This is a genomic window from Flavobacterium sp. LM5 (assembly GCF_002017945.1).
GTDB lineage: Bacteria > Bacteroidota > Bacteroidia > Flavobacteriales > Flavobacteriaceae > Flavobacterium > Flavobacterium succinicans.
Window position 1 is genome coordinate 138,436 of sequence record NZ_MUFX01000005.1, and the last position, 21,317, is coordinate 159,752.

General features: G+C 34.4%; 19 protein-coding genes and 3 tRNA genes. 15 read left to right on the forward strand and 7 right to left on the reverse strand.

The annotated features are described in order from the left end of the window. The first annotated feature begins 98 nt into the window (after nucleotides 1–98). Nucleotides 99–656, forward strand: coding sequence for a DUF3575 domain-containing protein (locus tag BXU11_RS14455; RefSeq protein ID WP_024980794.1), 558 nt, complete (start codon nucleotides 99–101; stop codon nucleotides 654–656). On the opposite strand, the gene BXU11_RS14460 is transcribed toward BXU11_RS14455, so the two are convergent. Further along, nucleotides 653–877, reverse strand: a complete 225-nt coding sequence (locus BXU11_RS14460; RefSeq protein WP_024980795.1) for a VF530 family DNA-binding protein — start codon at nucleotides 875–877, stop codon at nucleotides 653–655. The genes BXU11_RS14455 and BXU11_RS14460 overlap by 4 nt on opposite strands. Before the next feature lie 70 nt (nucleotides 878–947). Between BXU11_RS14460 and smpB the strand changes: the two genes are divergently transcribed. Together smpB and BXU11_RS14470 are read left to right on the forward strand one after the other, a co-directional pair. After that, nucleotides 948–1,400, forward strand: a complete 453-nt coding sequence (smpB, locus tag BXU11_RS14465; RefSeq protein ID WP_078213059.1) for an SsrA-binding protein SmpB — start codon at nucleotides 948–950, stop codon at nucleotides 1,398–1,400. A gap of 66 nt (nucleotides 1,401–1,466) precedes the next feature. Beyond that, a complete protein-coding gene (locus BXU11_RS14470) occupies nucleotides 1,467–2,111 on the forward strand; it encodes a hypothetical protein (RefSeq protein ID WP_223253741.1) in 645 nt (214 codons plus the stop codon). Between the two features lie 39 nt (nucleotides 2,112–2,150). On the opposite strand, the gene BXU11_RS14475 is transcribed toward BXU11_RS14470, so the two are convergent. Beyond that, nucleotides 2,151–2,792, reverse strand: a complete 642-nt coding sequence (locus BXU11_RS14475; RefSeq protein WP_024980798.1) for a protein-L-isoaspartate(D-aspartate) O-methyltransferase — start codon at nucleotides 2,790–2,792, stop codon at nucleotides 2,151–2,153. A 164-nt stretch (nucleotides 2,793–2,956) separates the two neighbouring features. Here BXU11_RS14475 and BXU11_RS14480 point away from each other — a divergent pair, with 164 nt between their 5' ends. Together BXU11_RS14480 and BXU11_RS14485 are read left to right on the forward strand one after the other, a co-directional pair. After that, complete coding sequence (locus tag BXU11_RS14480) at nucleotides 2,957–3,922, forward strand: Gfo/Idh/MocA family protein (RefSeq protein ID WP_078213060.1); 966 nt, start codon at nucleotides 2,957–2,959, stop codon at nucleotides 3,920–3,922. Nucleotides 3,923–4,008: 86 nt separating this feature from the next. Beyond that, nucleotides 4,009–4,896 carry a 3-hydroxyacyl-CoA dehydrogenase family protein gene (locus BXU11_RS14485; protein ID WP_078213061.1) on the forward strand — a complete coding sequence of 296 codons (888 nt, stop codon included), beginning with the start codon at nucleotides 4,009–4,011 and terminating at the stop codon, nucleotides 4,894–4,896. A 73-nt stretch (nucleotides 4,897–4,969) separates the two neighbouring features. Here the strand turns inward: BXU11_RS14485 and gpmI are convergent, their stop codons facing one another. The 3 genes from gpmI to BXU11_RS14500 all read right to left on the reverse strand — a co-directional run bounded on the left by gpmI (nucleotide 4,970) and on the right by BXU11_RS14500 (nucleotide 11,566). Then, nucleotides 4,970–6,487 carry a 2,3-bisphosphoglycerate-independent phosphoglycerate mutase gene (gpmI, locus tag BXU11_RS14490; RefSeq protein WP_078213163.1) on the reverse strand — a complete coding sequence of 506 codons (1,518 nt, stop codon included), beginning with the start codon at nucleotides 6,485–6,487 and terminating at the stop codon, nucleotides 4,970–4,972. Nucleotides 6,488–6,609: 122 nt separating this feature from the next. Next, nucleotides 6,610–9,036: a DUF5916 domain-containing protein gene (locus BXU11_RS14495; RefSeq protein WP_078213062.1), complete on the reverse strand. Its 2,427-nt coding sequence runs from the start codon at nucleotides 9,034–9,036 to the stop codon at nucleotides 6,610–6,612. A gap of 136 nt (nucleotides 9,037–9,172) precedes the next feature. Continuing rightward, nucleotides 9,173–11,566 carry a DUF5916 domain-containing protein gene (locus BXU11_RS14500; RefSeq protein WP_078213063.1) on the reverse strand — a complete coding sequence of 798 codons (2,394 nt, stop codon included), beginning with the start codon at nucleotides 11,564–11,566 and terminating at the stop codon, nucleotides 9,173–9,175. Between the two features lie 198 nt (nucleotides 11,567–11,764). On the opposite strand from BXU11_RS14500, the gene BXU11_RS14505 reads away from it, so the two are divergent. Then, the gene (locus tag BXU11_RS14505; RefSeq protein WP_078213064.1) at nucleotides 11,765–12,496 is read left to right on the forward strand and encodes a murein L,D-transpeptidase catalytic domain family protein; all 732 of its coding nucleotides are present in this window, start codon (nucleotides 11,765–11,767) and stop codon (nucleotides 12,494–12,496) included. On the opposite strand, the gene BXU11_RS14510 is transcribed toward BXU11_RS14505, so the two are convergent. Further along, nucleotides 12,485–14,077 (reverse strand): murein L,D-transpeptidase, encoded by a 1,593-nt coding sequence (locus BXU11_RS14510; RefSeq protein WP_078213065.1) that lies wholly within the window; start codon nucleotides 14,075–14,077, stop codon nucleotides 12,485–12,487. The two genes, BXU11_RS14505 and BXU11_RS14510, sit on opposite strands and share 12 nt — an antisense overlap. Nucleotides 14,078–14,289: 212 nt before the next feature. Between BXU11_RS14510 and BXU11_RS14515 the strand changes: the two genes are divergently transcribed. The 3 genes from BXU11_RS14515 (at nucleotide 14,290) to BXU11_RS14525 (ending at nucleotide 14,634) form a co-directional block, all read left to right on the forward strand. Continuing rightward, a tRNA-Gly gene (locus BXU11_RS14515) sits at nucleotides 14,290–14,362 on the forward strand. Between the two features lie 63 nt (nucleotides 14,363–14,425). Next, nucleotides 14,426–14,498, forward strand: a tRNA-Gly gene (locus tag BXU11_RS14520). Between the two features lie 63 nt (nucleotides 14,499–14,561). Continuing rightward, nucleotides 14,562–14,634, forward strand: a tRNA-Gly gene (locus BXU11_RS14525). Between the two features lie 43 nt (nucleotides 14,635–14,677). Here the strand turns inward: BXU11_RS14525 and pepE are convergent. Next, complete coding sequence (gene pepE, locus BXU11_RS14530; protein ID WP_078213066.1) at nucleotides 14,678–15,385, reverse strand: dipeptidase PepE; 708 nt, start codon at nucleotides 15,383–15,385, stop codon at nucleotides 14,678–14,680. Nucleotides 15,386–15,556: 171 nt separating this feature from the next. Between pepE and BXU11_RS14535 the strand changes: the two genes are divergently transcribed. From BXU11_RS14535 to BXU11_RS14560, 6 genes are read left to right on the forward strand one after another with little or no spacing between them, the layout of a single operon-like run. After that, nucleotides 15,557–16,318 carry a carboxypeptidase-like regulatory domain-containing protein gene (locus tag BXU11_RS14535; protein ID WP_078213067.1) on the forward strand — a complete coding sequence of 254 codons (762 nt, stop codon included), beginning with the start codon at nucleotides 15,557–15,559 and terminating at the stop codon, nucleotides 16,316–16,318. Next, a complete protein-coding gene (locus BXU11_RS14540; RefSeq protein WP_024980809.1) occupies nucleotides 16,308–17,033 on the forward strand; it encodes a hypothetical protein in 726 nt (241 codons plus the stop codon). The genes BXU11_RS14535 and BXU11_RS14540 overlap by 11 nt, the downstream gene beginning before the upstream one ends. After that, nucleotides 17,020–17,751, forward strand: a complete 732-nt coding sequence (locus tag BXU11_RS14545; RefSeq protein WP_078213068.1) for a hypothetical protein — start codon at nucleotides 17,020–17,022, stop codon at nucleotides 17,749–17,751. The genes BXU11_RS14540 and BXU11_RS14545 overlap by 14 nt, the downstream gene beginning before the upstream one ends. Continuing rightward, on the forward strand, nucleotides 17,735–18,484 hold the full coding sequence (locus BXU11_RS14550; RefSeq protein WP_078213069.1) for a hypothetical protein: 750 nt from the start codon (nucleotides 17,735–17,737) through the stop codon (nucleotides 18,482–18,484). The genes BXU11_RS14545 and BXU11_RS14550 overlap by 17 nt, the downstream gene beginning before the upstream one ends. Continuing rightward, nucleotides 18,481–18,987 carry a DUF6702 family protein gene (locus BXU11_RS14555; RefSeq protein ID WP_078213070.1) on the forward strand — a complete coding sequence of 169 codons (507 nt, stop codon included), beginning with the start codon at nucleotides 18,481–18,483 and terminating at the stop codon, nucleotides 18,985–18,987. Before BXU11_RS14550 ends, BXU11_RS14555 begins: the two co-directional genes overlap by 4 nt. A gap of 58 nt (nucleotides 18,988–19,045) precedes the next feature. Then, a complete protein-coding gene (locus BXU11_RS14560; RefSeq protein WP_078213071.1) occupies nucleotides 19,046–21,289 on the forward strand; it encodes a M1 family metallopeptidase in 2,244 nt (747 codons plus the stop codon). The last annotated feature ends 28 nt before the right edge of the window (nucleotides 21,290–21,317 follow it).

The window sequence follows — 21,317 nt, forward strand, 5'->3', positions numbered from 1 at the left end:
TTTTATATTTAAAAAACCAATGCTTGGTTATCATTAATCCATATTCGGCTCAGATTTTTCCCAAAAATAGATTTACCTTTACCGTAAATTAAACAAACATGAAAAAAACAATTGCATTTCTTTTATTATTAGTAGTCACAACAAGTTTTGGCCAAACATACGTCAAATTTAATGGTGCAACAGCTTTAGTTGGCGTTCCAAATATTGGGATTGAAACAAGCATTGGAAAAAAATTGACATTTAATTTTGATGTAATGGCTTCATTCTGGAAATCTTTTGATGGTCATCATCCTATGCAATTTTACACTTTTACTCCAGAGGTTCGTTATCACTTTAAAGAAAAATATAACGGCTGGTATTTTGGTGGACACGCAGGACCTGATATTTATAAAATTCAGAAATGGAATTATTGGAACACTAATAAATACGAAGAAGGATTTGGCTATCGATTAGGAGCTACCATTGGATATAACTTTAAAATCTCTGACAAGATTGTCTTAGATGCATTTGTTGGCGGTGGTTGGCATCAAGGTTTTTATAAAGGATATTACAATGATGGCACACCCGGACGCTATGAAAAGGCTAAAGATTGGAACAAAAGTGGCGAGTGGTTGCCGTATCGTGGTGGACTAATGCTCTCTTATAAATTAAATTAAAACTTAGAGAGCGATCGTATATACAACTCTTCTACTTGTTTGCGAGCCCAATCTGTTTTTCGTAAAAAGGTTAAGCTGGACTTGATACTTGGATTATTTGTAAAGCACTTTATTTTTATCAATTCGCTCAAAGTATCAAATCCGTATAAACCGACCAATTGCTCTACCATCTTTTGAAGGGTGATACCGTGTAATGGATCGTTTGATTTTTTATTTTCCATAAGGCAAATGTATAGCATTTTTGTAAAAAGAATTGTGCTTTCATTAATTTGTACCTAAATTTGCTGACCTATGCAAAAAACAGTCAACATACTAAATAAAAGAGCGCGTTTTGATTATGAAATAATCGAAACATTTACGGCTGGTATTGTTTTGGCCGGAACCGAAATAAAATCCATTCGTTTGGGTAAAGCCAATATTACTGAAAGCTTTTGTGAATTTAGCAACAATGAACTATTCGCTATCAATACCTATATTGAAGAATATGCCTTTGGAAACCAATTCAATCACAAAGCCAGAAGTGAACGCAAATTATTACTGAATAAACGAGAATTAAAATCGTTAGCAAGAAGTGTACAAGCCAAAGGTTTAACTATTGTACCCTTAAAAATGTTCACCAATGAAAAAGGAATGGCAAAACTACAAATTGGCCTTTGCAGAGGTAAGAAAACATACGACAAAAGGGAATCACTCAAAGAACAAGACACCAAACGTGATTTAGACCGTATTAAGAAGGCTTTTTAATTTCACTATTCTTTTGTAATTTTTATAAAGTAAAATCATTATTTTTACTTTACTAATCTTAAAAAAATGATTTTGAAAAAACTATTATTATCCCTACTCGCATTAACCCTTTTTAGTTGTGGAAGCAACACCGTTATTGTTAACAGTTGGAGTGATCCGACAACAACAATTGAACAACAACAATTCAAAAAAATACTAGTAGTCGCTTTAGTCAAAGACGAAGCTACCCGAAGAACTACAGAAAATAGAATTGCTTCCTCTAATCCCATTTTTGTAACTTCTTTTCAATATTTGAATGGAACAAATTTAGAATTAAGCAAAGAACAAAAACTCAAAATCCTTAAAGATGAGAATTTTGATGGGGTACTTACCATGCGCTTGGTGAGCAAAGAAAAAGAGACCAATTATGTTCCAGGTACTAACACTTCTCTTTTTTATGGTGGCTTTAATGGCATGTATTCTGGTATCTACGGCTATGGTTTTGGCAATTGGTACGGAATGTATTCGCCTAATTTTTATACTCCTGGATACTACCAAGAAAACACCTATTATATGGTAGAAACCAATATCTTTTCCTTAAATCAAAACAAATTAATTTGGACAGGAACTACAAAATCTTCTAACGCATCAGACTTAGGGCTTAAAGTAGACGAAATAATGAAAACACTTTATGGTCAAATGATCAAAGACAAAACGGTCATTAAAAAATAAAAAAAAACGGTTAGTGAAAAATCTAACCGCTTTTTTTATCTAATTTTTATCTTCTAGCAAAGGAACAAAACGAAATTCTCCAAACTCATGTTTTTCAAATTGCGTAGCATTTTTCCTAATGAGCAAAGTCATAATTTGAACTTCTTCTCCCAAAGGAATAACTAACCTTCCTCCTATTTTTAGTTGAGCCATCAAAGGCTTAGGAATAAATGGTGCTCCTGCTGTAACAATAATACTATCAAATGGTGCGTGTAATGGCAACCCCTTGTAACCATCACCAAAAGACACATGCTTAGGTCTGATTCCTAATTTTCGGAACAAAACAGACGTTTTTTTAAACAATTCACTTTGGCGTTCTACGCTATACACTTTAGCTCCTAAAGCACATAATACTGCCGTTTGATACCCAGAACCTGTTCCTATTTCAAGTACTTTATCTTCTTTTTTTACTTCCAATAATTGAGACTGAAAAGCAACCGTGTAGGGCTGAGAAATGGTTTGATCAGCACCAATTGGAAATGCCTTATCTTGATAAGCATACGCCTCAAAACTAGAATCTAAAAAAAGGTGTCTTGGTATTTTTCCGATAGCCTCTAATACAGCCATATCCGTAATTCCTTTTTCTTTTAAAAGAGTAACCAATTGATTTCTAAGTCCTTGATGTTTAGCAGTGTCTTTCAATGTTGTTTATAATTATTTTGGCAAAAATAAACTAAAAATTCAAATTCCAAATGGAAAATAAAACCAATTAAAAGTACAATTAACCAACTTTTATCAGTAGGATTTAGATAGATTACCATTGGTAATTCTCATTAAATTGCTATTTTTGTAAAAAGAACATTCTTATGCTAAAAATTGGAGTATTAGGTGCTGGTCACTTAGGAAAGATACATTTGCGTTTACTGCAACAGTCAGAAAAATATGAATTAGTAGGTTTTTATGATGAAAACCTTGAAAATGGCCAAAAGATAGAAAAAGAATTTGGTTACAAACAATTCAAAACTATAGCCTCTCTAATTCATGCTGTAGATGTGGTCGATATTGTAACCCCTACCTTGTCTCACTTTAAATGCGCCAAAGTAGCCATTAAGTCAGGCAAACACGTTTTTATAGAAAAACCCATTTCAAATACAGTTGAAGAAGCTCTAGAGATTATCGCCTTAGCCAAAGAGTATAATGTAAAAGGTCAAGTGGGGCATGTAGAACGCTTCAATCCAGCATTTATCGCAACTAAAAACATGATTGAAAACCCCATGTTTATTGAAGCCCACCGTTTGGCCGAATTCAATCCTCGCGGAACCGATGTGCCTGTAGTCTTGGATTTGATGATACACGATATTGATGCTATTTTAAGTGTAGTACAGTCGAAAGTCAAAAACGTAAGCGCAAGTGGTGTATCTGTCATTAGCGAAACTCCCGATATTGCCAATGCAAGAATCGAATTTGAAAATGGTTGCGTAGCCAATCTAACCGCCAGCCGTATTTCGATGAAAAACATGCGTAAATCAAGATTCTTTCAAAAAGACGCGTATATCTCGGTTGACTTTCTAGAAAAAAGATGTGAGGTAGTAAAAATGAAAGATGCACCAGAAGTCCCAGGTGATTTCGATATGATATTACAAAATGCAGAAGGCGTAAAAAAACAAATCTATTTTTCTAATCCTGATGTCGCCCAAAACAACGCCATCTTAGACGAATTAAATTCCTTCGCAGACGCCATCAACAACAATACGACTCCTGTTGTTACCTTAGAGCAAGCAACAGAAGCCCTAAGTGTAGCCTATCAAATTATCGATTGTTTTGCTAAATAACACACAACCACAAACTAAAAAATTTAATAATTAAATCCTATTTACCCCTAATAGGAATTCCCCTTTTGGGGGTCAGGGGGCATATTATGAAAACAATAGCTGTTATAGGTTCAGGTACTATGGGTAACGGAATCGCCCACACCTTTGCACAAAGCGGATTTACAGTAAAATTAATTGATGTTTCTGAAAAAGCATTAGATAAAGGAATGGCTACCATCGCTGCCAATTTGGACCGAATGGTAAGCAAAGGCAGCATTACAGAAGAAGACAAAGCCAAAACCATTACCAATATCATTACGTATACGGATATCAAAGACGGAGTAGTTGGTGTAGATTTAGTAGTAGAAGCCGCTACAGAAAACGTAGATTTAAAACTGAATATCTTCAAACAATTAAATGAAGTTTGTTCCCACAATACCATTTTAGCGACTAATACCTCATCAATTTCCATCACACAAATTGGAGCTGTGGTAAGTCATCCAGAGCGTGTTATCGGTATGCATTTTATGAATCCGGTGCCTATTATGAAATTAGTCGAAATCATTAGAGGATACAATACATCTGATGAGGTGACGAATATCATCATGAAATTATCTGAAAAACTAGGAAAAGTACCTGTTGAAGTAAACGATTATCCTGGTTTTGTGGCGAACCGAATTTTGATGCCTATGCTAAATGAAGCAATAGAAACATTGTACAATAAAGTAGCAGGTGTTTACGAAATAGATACGGTAATGAAACTTGGTATGGGACATCCAATGGGACCATTACAGTTAGCTGATTTTATTGGCTTGGATGTGTGTTTAGCCATTTTAAATGTAATGTACGAAGGATTCAAAAACCCAAAATACGCTCCTTGCCCGCTATTGGTCAATATGGTGCGCGCTGGAAAGTTAGGCGTAAAATCGGGCGAAGGATTCTACGATTACAGTGAAAGCAAAAAAGCAGAAAAAATTTCAAAAATGTTCTTGTAATTTTCTTTACTTGCACAAAAAAACAAACCCCAAAATCATTAGATTTTGGGGTTTTCTATTTTAAAATATTGTCTTACAACAAAGAATGACTAGTCATAACTTCAGGTTTCTCAACACCCATCAATTCTAAAATGGTTGGAGCAATATCCCCTAACACACCATCATTGATGTTTTTCAAATCTTTATCCACTAAAATAATCGGCACTGGATTTGTCGTGTGAGCCGTGTTTGGACTTCCATCAGGATTGATCATCGTTTCACAGTTACCGTGATCGGCAATTACGATAGTAGTATAATCATTAGCTAAAGCCGCTTCAATCACTTCTTTCACACAAGCATCAACTGCCTCACAAGCTTGTATGGCTGCGCTCATTACTCCTGTATGCCCAACCATATCGCCGTTGGCAAAATTCAAACAAACAAAATCAACTTCACCTTTGTTCAATTCAGGAACCAAAGCATCTTTCAATTCATAAGCACTCATTTCTGGTTTCAAATCATAAGTGGCTACTTTTGGAGAATTTCTTAAGATACGTGTTTCGCCCTCAAAAGGAACTTCTCTTCCTCCTGAGAAAAAGAACGTAACATGTGGATATTTTTCAGTTTCAGCAATACGAATTTGTTTTTTTTTGGCTTTTTCTAAAACCTCACCCAAAGTTTCAGTGATGTTGTCTTTGTTGTACACCACTTTCACGTTTTCATACGTTTCATCGTAATTGGTCAAAGTAACATAATACAAAGACAATTTGTGCATATTTTGCTCATGAAAATCTTTTTGTGATAAAGCTTCTGTCAATTCACGTCCTCTGTCTGTTCTGAAGTTAAAGAAAATAACTACGTCATCTTCTTCTATTTTAGCCAATGGTTGACCTGCTTCGTCTACAACAACCAAAGGATCTATAAATTCATCCGTCACATCTTTAGCATAGCTTTCTTCAATTGCTGCTACTGGATTTTGAGTAGCCGTTCCCGTTCCATTTACCACTAAATCATAGGCTAACTTTACACGCTCCCATCTTTTATCACGATCCATAGCATAATATCTACCTACAACTGAGGCTAATTTAGCTGTTGTTGGCGCCATGAATTCTTGTAAATCTTGAATGTATTGTTTTCCTGATTTTGGATCTACATCACGTCCGTCAGTAAAAGCATGCACAAAAACATCTTGCAAACCATAAGTTTGTGACGCTTCAATTAATCCTCTTAAATGTGAAGTATGTGAATGGACACCACCATCAGAAACTAATCCTAAGAAATGTACTTTTTTGTTGTTTTCTTTGGCATAAGTAAAGGCATCAACTAAAACAGATTCTTTAGCTAAAGTATGATTTGCCACAGCCAAATTGATTTTTGCCAAATCTTGGTATACAATTCTACCAGCACCCAAATTCATGTGTCCCACTTCACTATTTCCCATTTGCCCTTCTGGCAAACCAACATTTAAACCATCGGTTCTAAGTTGTGCACTAGGATATTTTTCGTAAAGACTATTGATAAAAGGTACATTGGCATTGTCTATTGCAGACACCTTAGGATCAGGAGATTTCCCCCATCCATCAAGTATCATAAGGATAACTTTCTTGTTCATAATTATTTTTTTATCAAATATAAAGAATTTTGAAGCGCCGAAAAAGGATTCTAAAATTCGCTTTTTCATTTCAATCGATGTAGGTGATAAAAATTTACAAAAAAGACCCTAAAATTTCGATTTTAACTTTTTATAAACAAATTCTTCGCTTCATTATAATCAATAAAATAGCGTACACTGATGGATAAAGTGTGTTGCAATTTTTCATTGGTTAATATGGTATTCAGATTATCCCTATAATTTTTATTGATAAGGTCCTCAAAATTAGCCGAACTGTTGCGATACAAAAACGAAACCTGACTCCCGGGTGCAAACCACCAAGAACAAGACAAGTCCATATTCCAAGAATAAAAACTTGAATTCTTATTCAGATTATACCCCATAAATTCAACCAATCTTCCATTGGGAGCTAGTTGAAGTATGTTTTTGTTTTCTGCATAAGACCAATATTGTCTCACCAATAAATTAAAATTAACCTGACTATTTATGGAATATTTCCCAGAAATATTATGAGAATAAGTAACTACATTTCGATTAGCAAAAAGAATCATTTTATCTAAAGAAGCGTCAATCGTATTCTCAACTTTATCAATATACCCTTTATTATTATTTCGTCTTGAAAATCCAAAATCATACACTACCGCCATTTTATCATTAAAACGATATCTTGGGCTCACAGTCACGCCGATAAAATCTCTTCCAGGTTCATCTGAACGAAAATACTCTGGATTAATATCAAAGGCAAATTTGTAGTTGTAATTACGAGAATAGTATGCCCAAAAGCCATAACTCGTAGGGGTGATGACATATCGACCTGACTGACGAGGTTCATAATAATCATAATTTTCAAAGGGATTAAAAACAATGCCAAGACCATATGAATTATTCTTTTTGGTTTCGATATTGGTGTTTATATTGATGTTATTGCCTTGCACCTGCCCTGTTTCTTTATTGAATTGGAGGAAATTATTATAATTCACTCGAAATCCATTGAAGTTTTTGGTCGGATTTAAAATTCTATAATTCGCATTTCCGTAAAAACTATAATAATTGGTTTGAAAATTAATCCCTAGATCGTTATTATCAAAGTCTTTGGTGTATAAATCTGTCCCCAAACTATAGCGATAATTCCCTGAAGTTTCGGCAAAATTAAGTTGTGTAGCTATGCCTTTTTTTACTATTTCATCATTAACATAACTGTATTTAAAATCACCCGACAAGTTATAGGTATTGGCTTTGGTATTCAAATCCCAAACTAGGGCCGAAACATTTCCATCTCTAAAACTTCCGTTTCTAGTTACGTTGGTATTAACAAAAGTGACTGATGAATTTTTACGAAATCGTTGATCCAAAACCAATACATTATAATTAGCCAAAGGCTCCACTAATTCTCTTCGAATCGCACCGGTTTTAGTGTTTTGCAAGGTTGCATTTGTTTTTTCGGTCACTGCATTCAACACGCCAATTCCTAATCCTCCTTTGGTTCTTCCCGATATTTTTAAAGCATTTAATAAATTTACACTGGCAGGGTTATCGATAATAATCTCATCTTTTTCTTTGGTTGGATACAAGGTTGGCGCACCCCCAATTCTTCTGGAGTATAATAAATTTCCTTTGCTAAACAAGTCAGTCCCTTCGGTGAAAAATGGTCTATTTTCATTGAATTGTTGTTCAAAAGGACCCAAATTTAAAATCTGATCATCGTATTTGGTTTGCCCAAAATCTGGAATTAAAATGGCATCAAGTGTAAATGCGTCGTTAATGCCGTATTTGATATCCAAACCTCCTTTCAACGTTCCTTTTGTTTTTTGTTGGTCGTTGGCATTTAAATAAAACGAAGAATAAGGTAATAAAAAAAGTCGTGTAGGGGTTTTAATATTTTCAATTCCGGTCAGTATGCCATTTTGTTGAGTAAAAGTCCCCAGTTTTGAATCGATAAAATTCCATGAATATTTTTGACGATCTCTTCGTATCTCTCTAAAGAAATTAATCCCCCAAGTTTGAATTTTCTCAGGCGAAAAACGTAAGGCAGCATACGGAATACGCATTTCAACTGTCCAACCAAAATCTGTAATAATCGCTTTGCTATCCCAAACCGCATCCCAAGAATAATCTTCACCATTAGTATCCGTAGTAATACAATCCGCTTGCCCATCGGCCGCATTGACAAAAAATTGAAAATCTTGTTGACCATCATTATAGCCATTTATAAAAACACCAAAAAGATCAGCCGTACCAAAATCGTCTCGTTTAGAAATTTCCTTTAGAATTTTTTGAGGCTGATCATCGAACATTTTAGCCGAAATATAAATGGCATTGTTATCAAACAAAACTTTTACTTCAGAACGTTTTTCAGGAGCTACTGCCTTTCCGTTATCTGGCTGAAACATAATAAAATCCGTGGCCGGCTGCACCGTTTCCCATACCTTCTCCTCTACTTTTCCATCAACAGTAATGGGTTCCGTAATCAACTTAGTAGCAATGCTCTTCTTTTGACCATGAGCAAAAAAAGAAAAAAACAAAACAAAAAACAGTACAATTGATTTCATAGGAATAGATTAAAAAGCCGAAACGAAACAGCTCCTTAATAGACATAAAAAAGAAAAAAATGTTACAGTTCTAGCAAAAAACCTTTTAAAAAAACAGGAATCAATTATTTAAAACCCAAAAAATGAAGAAAACATATTAAAATTTATTCTTTACCGTATTATAATCTATGAAATAACGCACGCTTACAGATAAAATGGACGTCAAGTTGTTGTTCCAAACATTTTTAAAATTTGTTGGAAAATCTCGCTCTACAAGATTTGTTCTTTCTAAGGCATAGTTTCGATATAAAAAGGACAATTGGCTACCAGGAGCAAACCACCAACTGTAAGAAAAATCAAAATTCCAGGAATTAAAATTTCGATCTTTATTTTCAACATAAGTAGTATTTGTAACAAGTCGCCCATCATTTTGTAAGCTAAAAAAATCATGATTCTTGGCATAGGACCAATAATATCTTGCCGTCAAATTAAGAGTCATCTTTTCGTTCAAAGCATATTTTCCGGTAAAATCATGCTGGAAATACTCTCTGTTTCGTTCTGCAAAAACTATAGCATCATCTGTTGTTTCAACCCAACCACGATCATTTTTTTTATTCAAATAATCCAAAGCATAGGCAAGTGAAAATTTATCATTAAAACGGTATTTTGGACTTGCAAAAAAACCATAATTGTGCCTGCCTTCTTCATCATACCAAGCACCAGAAACGGTAACATCCATAGTAAACGCATGATTCCTATTCATCTCAACACCAAAATAGGAAGACATTCTTTTGGGAATAAATACATATCTATTGTGTTCACGAGGCTCATAAAAATCATAATTAACGAATGGATTAGCAAAAAAGGCAAATTCAAAATAATCATTATTCAAATTTGTTCCTTTAATGAGTGCTTTGTACCACGCTTCTTGTAATTTTCCAAAAGTGTTTTGTACCTCGACATTCACTTCTTGTTCTACTTTGAATGTATTAAAATACCGTGTTGGATTTAGAATTCTATAACTACCATTCGCTAAAAAACCGTGGTAATTCGTAAAGAAAATAATACCCAAATCATTTACATCATAGTTTTCAGAAATATATTTACCAGAAAGCAAATAACGATATTTACCACTCGTCTTTGCAAAATTTAAAGACGTTTTAAAACCATTATAATCCTGAATATCATTAATGGTACTGTATTTAAAATCACCATAAAGATTATAACTATTGGCTTGAGTATTCAAATCAAACAACAATCCCGAAACATTGGCATCTCTAAAACTTCCGTTTCGAGTTGTGTTGGTATTAATAAAGGTAACCGATGAATTTTGATTAAAACGCTGGTCAAAAACCAATACGTTATAATTAGTCAAAGGTTCCAATATTTCTTTTCTTCTAAATTGAGTGATCGTGTCTTTTAGGGTGGCGAAAGTTTTTTCGGTAACGGCATTCAAAAAACCAACTCCGAGCCCTTTTTTAGTACGTCCAGAAATTTTAACAGCATTGATCAAATCAACAGTATTGGGATAATTATCGATGACTTCATTGTCTTTGGTCGTTACTTCTGTCGTGGATCCCAATCCAATTCGGCGGGAATAAAACAAGTTTCCCTTGGTAAACATATCCGTCCCTTCGGTAAAAAAAGGTCTATTTTCTTGAAATTGTTGTTCAAAAGGCTCCAAGATTAAAATGGCATTATCGAACTTGGTTTGACCAAAATCAGGAACCAAAATAGCATCTAAAGTAAAAGAATCATTGATACCATATTTCAAATCTAAACCAGCTTTAAAAGTAGTTTCAGAACCAATATCGTTATGCTGATAATAAGCAGACGAATAAGGAATCAAAAACAATCGCGTGGGCGTATCAATATTTTCAATCCCTTCCAAAACTCCAGCTTGCGGAATAACCGCTCCAATGCTAGCATCTACTAAATTCCAAGTGTATTTTTGAACATCTCTTTTTATCTCTCTCATAAAATTAATGCCCCAAGTTTGCTTTTTGGCAGCAGAAAATCGCAAGGCTGCATATGGAATCTTCATTTCAACCGTCCAACCAAAACTGGTTTGTAACACTTTGCTATCCCAAATGGCATCCCAACTAAAATCTTCAAAGTCTTCTGTAGCCAAACAATCCATTTGAACACCAGCTGCACTTACAAAAAATCGAAAATCTTGTTGCCCATCATTGAAGCCATTAATATAAACACCAAAATGGTCCGACACCCCAAAAACATCTCTATTGGTAATTTCTCGCTGAATTTTCAAAGGATCTTCATCGTACATCATTGCAGCGATATAAATCGCATTATCATCATAAAGAATTTTGACTTCTGTTTTTTTACTTGAACTAATTGGCTTACCATTGTCGGGTTCAAACATCACAAAATCAGTAGCTGCTTCGGCTGTACTCCAAGCCTCTTCATTGAATTTTCCATCAACACTAATGGTTTCTTTAATAAAACTTGTGTGTAGTGACTTTTTTTGTGACCAAATTGTGCTATTTATTAAAAGCATCAAAAAAGGAATAAAAATGTATTTTTTACTCATAAAGCGAATTGATTTGGAGTAAATGTATGGATTTTAACACAAATACAACTAAAAACTACGCTTTTATCTTAAATAAAACCAAATACAACATCGACTAAGTGTTAAATTTTATCGACAAAATACATTTTAGCATTGTTTTATTGCTTAATCATAGTATATTTGCGACCACGACAATTCTTTCTAACTAAAAGATTTACAATGTATTACAACGTAGCTTTTCTCTTGTTATATTTATTCGGCAATAGCTTTTCTTTTAATTCCAATAGTGTAAAAGAGGGTAATTTTCTTCTTAATAAAAACAAAAAAACTAGTAGCTATAGATCTGACTCCCACACAATGATTGCATCGATCTATCAAAATTTAAATGCCAACCAATTTGAATTACCTAATTATGATAGTTTTGCAGAAGGACTAAAAGGCTACTACACTTTAAAAGAAAAAGGATTAATCAAAAAAGAAATCCTTACTCTAATTGATTTTAGTCTTTCAGCGAACACCAAACGTCTTTGGGTAATTGATTTGGCTACCAATACCATTTTACACCATTCACTTGTAGCGCATGGCAAGAATACTGGCGATGAATTTGCAACAAAATTCTCCAATCAAAATTCATCTTTCCAAAGCAGCCTAGGTTTTTATAGTACTGGCGAAATCTACCAAGGAAAACATGGCGCTTCATTAAAACTTGATGGTTTAGAAGAAGGACTCAATAGCAATGCTAGATCTAGAGCAATTGTCATTCACGGCGCTGACTATGTTTCAGATAAATTCATCAAACAAAACAAACGATTGGGAAGAAGTTTAGGATGTCCTGCTTTACCAAAGGAACTCAATATGCCTATCATTACCACTATTAAAGACAAATCACTTCTCTTTATTTATCATCCGTCAAGAAAAAAAGAAGAAAACAATCAAGCCTTAACGTCGTAAACTATCATACAACGCTAAATCATAGTCATAAATATCTTTTCTAAATAAAAGACGCCCTTTTTGGCTCCAAGCCGTCCAATACCAAACATGAAGGTTGTATTTTTTTTCGATTTTGATGTAGTGTGTTTTTCTAGTTGCTACTACTGAATCCATTTTTTCTTTGGGCCATTGTTCTGAATGATTTAAAAAATATTCAGCCAATTCCAGCGGTTTTTCCACTCTTATACATCCCGAACTCAGCGAACGATTACTCAAACCAAACAAATTGCGATGATTGGTATCGTGCAAATAAATACTGTGACGATTTGGAAAAAGTATTTTCATTTCCCCCAAAGTGTTATCGGGTCCAGGACCTTGTACATAGCGATAAGCATGCGGTTTTGTGGCATTCCAAGCATGGGGAGCAACCACTTCATTAGTACTACTATATATGGTGATATTTTTATTCAATAAATAATTCCTATTCTTTAACATAGCAGGCACAATGTCTTCCACTAAAATAGTTGGAGGTATCGTCCAAGTCGGATTCAATACAATTGTTCTTAAATACGAATCTAAAATTGGTGTCTTCCTTTTTGAAGTCCCAACTACAATTTTATGCACCAAAGTGGTATCTTGATTTTCAACCACCCACAATTTATAATCAGGAATATTTATAAAAACAGCATCTTCGTTCTGTAAAGCTTCAAACCATCTCCATCTTTCCAAATTAGCAATAATCTGTTTTTCCCTAATCGCTTTTGAAACATTCAATGCTTCAATAGTGCCTTGTCCAATTACACCATCTTGCACTAAACCATGACGTTCCTGAAAACGCTTAATTGCCGCTAACGTCTGTCCATCGTATTTTGAAGTCAACGAATCCCTAGTTTTCAAATCTCCCCAATACCTGAGAATTTTTTTAATGGTTTTCATTTCAACCACATTATCATTAACTTGAATACTTTTAGAATATACTATTGGCGCAAATTCTTGATCATCATATTGACGAATAATTTTCAACGCTTCGAGTAACTGATGATAGACTTCTGTAGTAGGTCTACATTTTTCGACTAAATCTTTGAAAGATTTGTTTTGCAAAGACTCAGCCAACAACAGATTGACATTAAAAGGAGTTTTCTTTAAATCCCAAGTATCATACACAATTTTAGGATCAAGTTTACCGTTTTTTAGTTCCGATAACAACTGTTGAATATTTGAGGTAATCAAAATATCATATTCAATTAATTCCTTTTCGGTCAAATCAGCATGTCTTTTTTCATATAATTCTAAAGTACTCCATTGATAATCATTTGGTACCAATCCATCAACATTCGACGTTTTAATCATCGAAAGAACAGTATCACGCAAACTATCCGACTGCCAAACTGTGGAAAACCCCGCAGCACTGTAAAACTGAATTAAGGTTTGATTTTTGGTAGCCATAACCAAAGAACTATCGAACGGTATAGCATTTTTCTCAACTTTCAAGTCAGGTATAGGCGCTAAACTTGAGGTAACCACCGGAGTCGATTGCTCTTCAAAATAGTGCTTACAGCTAGTACAACATAAAAAAAATAGGATCAAGTAAAATAGTTTCATGTTGATTAGGGTATAAATCAATCAGGTATAGCATGTATAACAACAGCGATTTCCGATATCTGACAAATAAAAGACTTTTAATTCAAAAGAAATACAAAATATAACTTTTTAGTTTTAAAACAATTACAAAATTAACGGAATTTTATATCATTTTTTTGGTTTGAAAATTTGCAATTAAACGAAATGTTTCCCTATATTTGCACCTCAATACTGCGAAAGTAGCTCAGTTGGTAGAGCTCCAGCCTTCCAAGCTGGTTGTCGCGAGTTCGAGCCTCGTCTTTCGCTCTAAGCTAGAATTTTTCTAGTCGTTCTTAGAGTTTTTATTCAATTAACAACTCATTATTTAATGCGAAAGTAGCTCAGTTGGTAGAGCTCCAGCCTTCCAAGCTGGTTGTCGCGAGTTCGAGCCTCGTCTTTCGCTCTAAGCTAGATTTTTTCTAGTAGTTCTAAGAGTTTTATTCAATTAACAACTCAATTATTTAATGCGAAAGTAGCTCAGTTGGTAGAGCTCCAGCCTTCCAAGCTGGTTGTCGCGAGTTCGAGCCTCGTCTTTCGCTCTAAAAAGCCGAAACAAAATTTGTTTCGGCTTTTTTATTACCCTTAATTCAACTGACTTAAATCAGCTCCTGCACTCATTTCTACGGGCTCTTGATGTTGCAAAAACAAACGCGCACTCAAATTGCCTTTTAAAACTACCGAATCTCCTTTTACTTCCAGCCAACTTCCTTCTCGCAATCCCAATACAGGAACAGCATTAAAAGCATGAAATTCTTTAATCCTAGTTTCACGAGTTTCTCCCATGTGAGTAGAATCAGGCATTGGATCTAAATAATGTGGATTTAAATTAAAAGGAATCAATCCCAAAGTTTGAAAACTTGGAGGATATACAATTGGCATATCATTGGTGGTTTGCATACTCAATCCGCAAATATTACTTCCAGCACTAGTGCCTAGATAAGGCGTTCCATTCTTAACAGTTTCAGACAAGAGTTGCATTAACTCGTATTGATACAGTTGCGACACCAATAAAAAAGTATTACCTCCGCCAGTAAAAATTCCTTTGGCCTGCTGAATGGCTTGCTTTTTGTCTTCAAATTCATGAATTCCTTGAACTTGAAGCTGAATTTTAGCAAAAGCCCCTCGTACTTTTGCCGTGTATTCGTCATGCGAAATACCTCCAGGACGCGCAAAAGGAATAAACAAAATAGTTTGACAACCTTCAAAATGATGTTGTAATTCTGGTAATAAATAATCCAAATACTCTCCCTCGTGTAGCGTTGAAGTACTAGCTATGATAACTTTTTTCATTATAATAAATTTAAAGAGCTAAGATATTAAAATGAGTGCTATTTATTGTTGAAAAAACAGAATATCAAAAGACCAATTCTTCTTGTAAATTAACATATTTTTACCAATCTATTAGTGTTTTATTAGCAAGGACTTACAATACTTTTACTTCAAATCATCATCGGTACAAAAATGAGAATTTGGTTAGCTCTTTTTTTTCAAATATCAACTATAATACACTTGCAGGCTCAACCAAAAAATGAAGTAGTCCTTTCTGGTCGTATTATTAGCTCAAACACCAACACCGAAGATGTAGTTGTACGCAATGAAAATTCAAACACAACTACGAAAACAAATCAAAACGGATCTTTTCGTATCGCATGTAAAATGGGTGATGTTTTGCATTTTAGCGCTACTCACTTAGAAACCAAAAGAAAAAAAATAACCCTAAAAGAATATGAATCACAAACCGTTTTTATAGAAATGACATCAAAAATCATTGCTTTAGACGAAGTAATCATTACGACAAACCAAGCAATTACCGCCGAAAAACTACATATTATTCCTGAAAATCAAAAAAAATATACCCCAGCGGAAAGAAGATTAAAAACTGCGGGGGATTTTAAACCCATACATTTGTTAGCAATTCTAGGTGGAGGAATGCCATTGGATCCTGTAATCAATAAGATCAGTGGCCGAACCAAAAAATTAAAAAAGGAGCTTGAAATTGAAAAAAAGGAAAAAATTCTGGAACGCTTAAAAATACTTTATCCCAATGATTACATCCAAAAAAAACTAAGCATTCCAAGCAAGTACATCGATGCTTTTAGATATTTTTGTATTGAAGACAGTACATTTGTCTCCCATTTCACTGCTGGAAATCAAAAATTAACAGCATTAGCACTATCAGAATTGGCCATTACCTTTAACAAAAACATACTGAGTGAAGAATAATTTCATACTCTTACTATTGCTTTTTTTCGCTATCCCACAACTTTTCGGTCAAATAAGTACAGAAAGAGTCGTTCAGGGACGAATTATGGTAGCATCCAATTTTATAGATGGGATTAATATCAAAAACGAAACCACCGGAGCCTCTACCTCAAGCCGAATTCAAGGTTTTTTTAGGATTCCGGCTAACGAAGGAGATGTCTTACTTTTTACTGCGGTTAATTTGGAAACCCTTACCAAAATTGTAACCAAATTAGATTTAATCCAAAAAGATTTAAAAATTGAAATGAATCTAAAAAGTATTGTTTTAAAAAACATCATTATTGGTGGAGACAATGATATTTCCCCTCAAAAACTTGGAATTCCAATGGCTACCAAACATTTCACCCCAGCCGAAAGAAAATTGCAAACCGCAACCAAAGGCAGTTTAGATGGGATTTTAAATGGTCTTTCTGGAAGAACCGAAATGCTCAAAAAAGAAGTAGTCATTGAAAGAAAACAAACATATTTAGAAAAATTAGAGTACTTATTTGAAGAAGAGTATTACACAAATAAGCTCAATATCCCGAAAGAATATATCAAAGGATTTCAATACTATTGCATTGAAGACATGGGATTTACCAACTCATTAAAAGCAAAAAACAAAACCATGAGCGAATTTTTGATCATTAAACTCGCTGAACAGTATATTCAAATCATTACTGATGAAAAAAACTAAAGCCAAAACACTATTCCTGTTCTTGAGCACACAGTTACTTCTGGGACAAGTACAAGAAGAGGGTAAAATGATCAAAGGAAAAATTATCACCAACTCTGGTATTTTTACTGAAATTGAAGTAGTGAACCTCGCTTCGGAAAAAAGCACAAAAGTAGATACCAACGGTGAATTTGAAATAAAGGTAAACATCGCAGATGTTTTGATATTTGCTTCTAAAAACTTTCAAGCCTATAAAAAGATCATCCATAAAGAGGATCTTTTAAATGATTATGTTACTATTAATATGACTCCAAAAGCCATTGAATTAGATGAAGTAGTGATCAATCAATATGCTAATATTAATAGCCGAGCATTGGGCATAATCCCAAAAAACCAGCGAACTTATACTGTTGCTGAAAGAAGATTAGCCTCAGGATCTGGTGGCATAAGCGGTATAATCAATACCCTTTCTGGCCGAAAAGACATGCTCAAAAAAAACCTTGAAGTAGAAAAGAAAGAAACCAATCTAGAAAAATTAAAACGATGGTTTACGACGGAGGACTATCAAAAAACGTTTCATATTACCGACGATAAGATCAATGCTTTTCAATATTATTGTATCGAAAACAGTGCATTGGCAAAGCTTATAGAAAGCAATAATAAAGCACAAATTCTACTAGCAATGTTACAATTAGCCGTCACTTTTAACGAACTACAAACCAATGATCACCAAAACTAAAATCTTATATGCTTTTTTATTATTTGTGTCTCTTGCGTATTCCCAAGAACGAACAAGACTTCACGGAAAAGTTTCTACACAGTTTGGAGTAGTAGCCAATGGAACCGTTTTAAACTTGAACTCCAAAACAAGGCAACCTATTACAGAGGTCGGATATTTCGAAATTTTAGCCAAACCAAAAGACACTTTACTTTTTACCGGTTTAGCCTGTTTACCCAAAACAATAGTACTGAATACATTGAATTTCAATCCTGCCGTTTTAGAAGTAACGCTAGAAATGTTTGACAATGAACTCAAAGAAGTCATCATTCTCAATCAAAAGGAAATTCGCCCAACTAGTGCTAATTCTCAAAAATACGTTGACAAAAAGTACTTTGCCGATAACCAATCGTCGCCAACAAACCCACTAATGCCTTCATCCCCCATTCCAAACGGAACCGATTTAGTACGCTTGTTCAAAGAGTTCAAAAAAATTATTAAAAAGAAAGAACCTGCTTTAGAAGAAAAACAAAAAACGATAAATTTCTACAAGGAAGTAACTCGAAAAACGCCAACTTCTTTTTTTGTTAATACATTAAAAATAAAAGAAAGTGAAATCTTGCTCTTTCTCTCTTTTTGCGAAAAAGACAAAAAAGCAACACAAGTCATTACTGAATATGATGATTTTTTTCTCTATGATTTTCTAATAAGTAAGAATATAGAATTTAAAAGTTTCAGTACTTTTGAGCAATGAAAAAAACAGTTTTAACCTTTGCCTTACTATTTCTAGCGCTAAGTCTATCTTCATTTGAACTTCATAAATTTTATGTTGCCATTTTTCAGGTGCAATTTGTTCCTGAGAAAAAAAGAGTGCAAATCACTTCTCGCATCTTTCTAGATGATATCAACCAAACTTTAGAAAAAAAATATCACAAAGCAACTCAAATTGGATTCGGCCCCGAAAAACCAGAAGAAATTGTTTTACTAAAAAAGTATTTTACTGACAACTTAGTAATAAAAATAAACGGGCAGTTGCACCATTTGAATTACCTATCGAGTGATGTTGAAGAAGATGTATTGGTCAGCTATTGGAGCATCACCAACATCTCGAAGGTCAAAAGTTTCAATATTCAAAATACAATTTTAATGGATGGGAATGCTGACCAACAAAATATCATGCATTTTACCGCAAACAACACCAAAAAAAGCTTGAATTTTACGGACTCTTCCAAAATACAAATGTTAAACTATAACTAATTGTAGTGCCGTTTCGTTAAAATAATTATTTTCACCAGCTTAAAACGCCAAACTATATATGAAAAAAACCATCTTTCTTTTATTACTACCCGCAATACTTATTGCCCAAGAAAAAACCACCACCACAATCCAAAAACAACAAGGCGCATACGACACCAATAAATTTAGTCAAATGTACGATTTGTTAGCTACGCCAAATATGTTTCGTACAGCCTCTGGTGCACCTGGTCCGGCCTACTACCAACAACAAGCCGATTATAAAATTGATCTTGAATTAGATGACAAAAACGCAAAAGTAAGCGGAGCTGAAACCATTACTTATCACAATAACTCTCCCGATAAACTCGAGTATTTATGGCTACAATTGGATCAAAACCAAGCAGCCAAAAATTCGCAAACACCCTTAGCTGAAAACGAAAGAATTGAACAAGTACTAACACCCAATAAATTCACCAACGAATATTTAAAACAGGGGCTAGATCGTGGATTCAAAATAGAATACGTAAAAGATGCCAAAGGCAATCCAATGAAATACACCGTAAATCAAACCATGATGCGTATTGATTTACCTATTGCCATGAAACCTGGTGAAAAAATATCATTTTCAATAAAGTGGTGGTATAATATCAATAATTACCAACAAGATGGATTTCGATCAGGTTATGAATTTTTTGAAAAAGATGGCAATCGTCTATATGTAATTGCCCAATTTTATCCAAGAATGGCCGTGTACAATGATGTAGAAGGATGGCAAAATCAACAATTTTGGGGTACAGGAGAATTTGCGCTCCCTTTTGGAAATTTTGATGTAAACATCACTGTTCCTGCAGACCACGTTATGGAAGCCACAGGAGAATTACAAAATCCAGCTGAAGTTTTCTCCCCTGCCCAATTCAAACGATATGAACTAGCAAAAAAGAGTTTTGATAATCCTGTTATAATTGTTACTCAGGCAGAAGCAGAAGCAGCTGAAAAAGGCTTTGCAACACAAAAGAAAACCTGGAAATTTAGTGCTAAAAACGTACGTGATTTTGGAATAGCAACCTCTAGAAAATTCATATTTGATGCAATGGCTGTACAGTTAGGTGGTAAAGTCGTTATGGCTACTTCTGTCTATCCAAAAGAAGCCAACCCGCTTTGGGAAGAAACCTCTACAAGAACAGTTGCGCATACCCTAAAGAGCTATTCCGCTCACACTTTTGATTATCCTTATCCAAAAGCAGTTTCTGTTTCAGCAGAAGACCAAGGTATGGAATACCCTATGATTTGTTGGAATTTTGGGCGTCCCGATGCTAACGGTGTCATCAATCCTCAGATTAAAAACGGAATGATTGGAGTAATTATTCATGAAGTAGGGCATAACTTCTTTCCAATGATTGTGAACTCAGATGAACGCCAATGGTCTTGGATGGATGAAGGTTTGAATACCTTCATGCAATACATGGCCGAACAAGAAATGGGTACTAACTTCCCATCAAGACGTGGACCTGCCAAAAACATTGTTCCTTACATGAGTGGTGATCAAAAAATGCTAGAGCCTATCATGAGCAACTCTGAAAGCATAATCAATTTCGGAAATAACGCTTACGGTAAGCCCGCTACAGCCCTCAATATTTTGAGAGAGACCGTAATGGGTCGTGAATTATTTGACCATGCTTTTAAAACCTATGCCAATCGTTGGAAATTCAAACATCCAACACCTGAGGACTTTTTCAGAACAATGGAAGACGCCTCTGCCTTTGACCTTGACTGGTTCTGGAGAGGTTGGTTTTACTCAACCGATGTTGTAGATATTGGCATTACAGAAGTAAAACAATATTACGTAACCGACACACCAACTACCGAATTAAAAAATTCCAAACTAAGAAAAGGGCGTTTCGGAGAAGAAAAAGGACCTTTTGTTTATTTAGTAAATGGAACAAATCAAGAATTAAAAGAAGCTGACAAGAAAGCGTTGAAAATCGACGAATTCAAATTGCTTTCGGATTATGTGAATGAAAAACTAACAGCCGAGGAAAAAGCATCATTAAATGCACCAAAATATTTTTATGAAGTGGCATTCAACAAACCCGGAGGCTTAATCATGCCAATTTTAGTGGAAATCACTTATGAAGATGGTACGACAGAAAATTTCAAATATCCAGCACAAATTTGGAGAAAAAACAACGATACAGCCAAGAAAGTATATGCTACTACCAAAGCAATCAAAAAAATTGAAATCGATCCAAAATTAGAAACTGCCGATATTGATGTCACTAACAATAGCTGGCCAAAAGCAGAAGTAAAATCAAAATTTGATTAATCAATTAAAGAACAATACGAAATAAGCC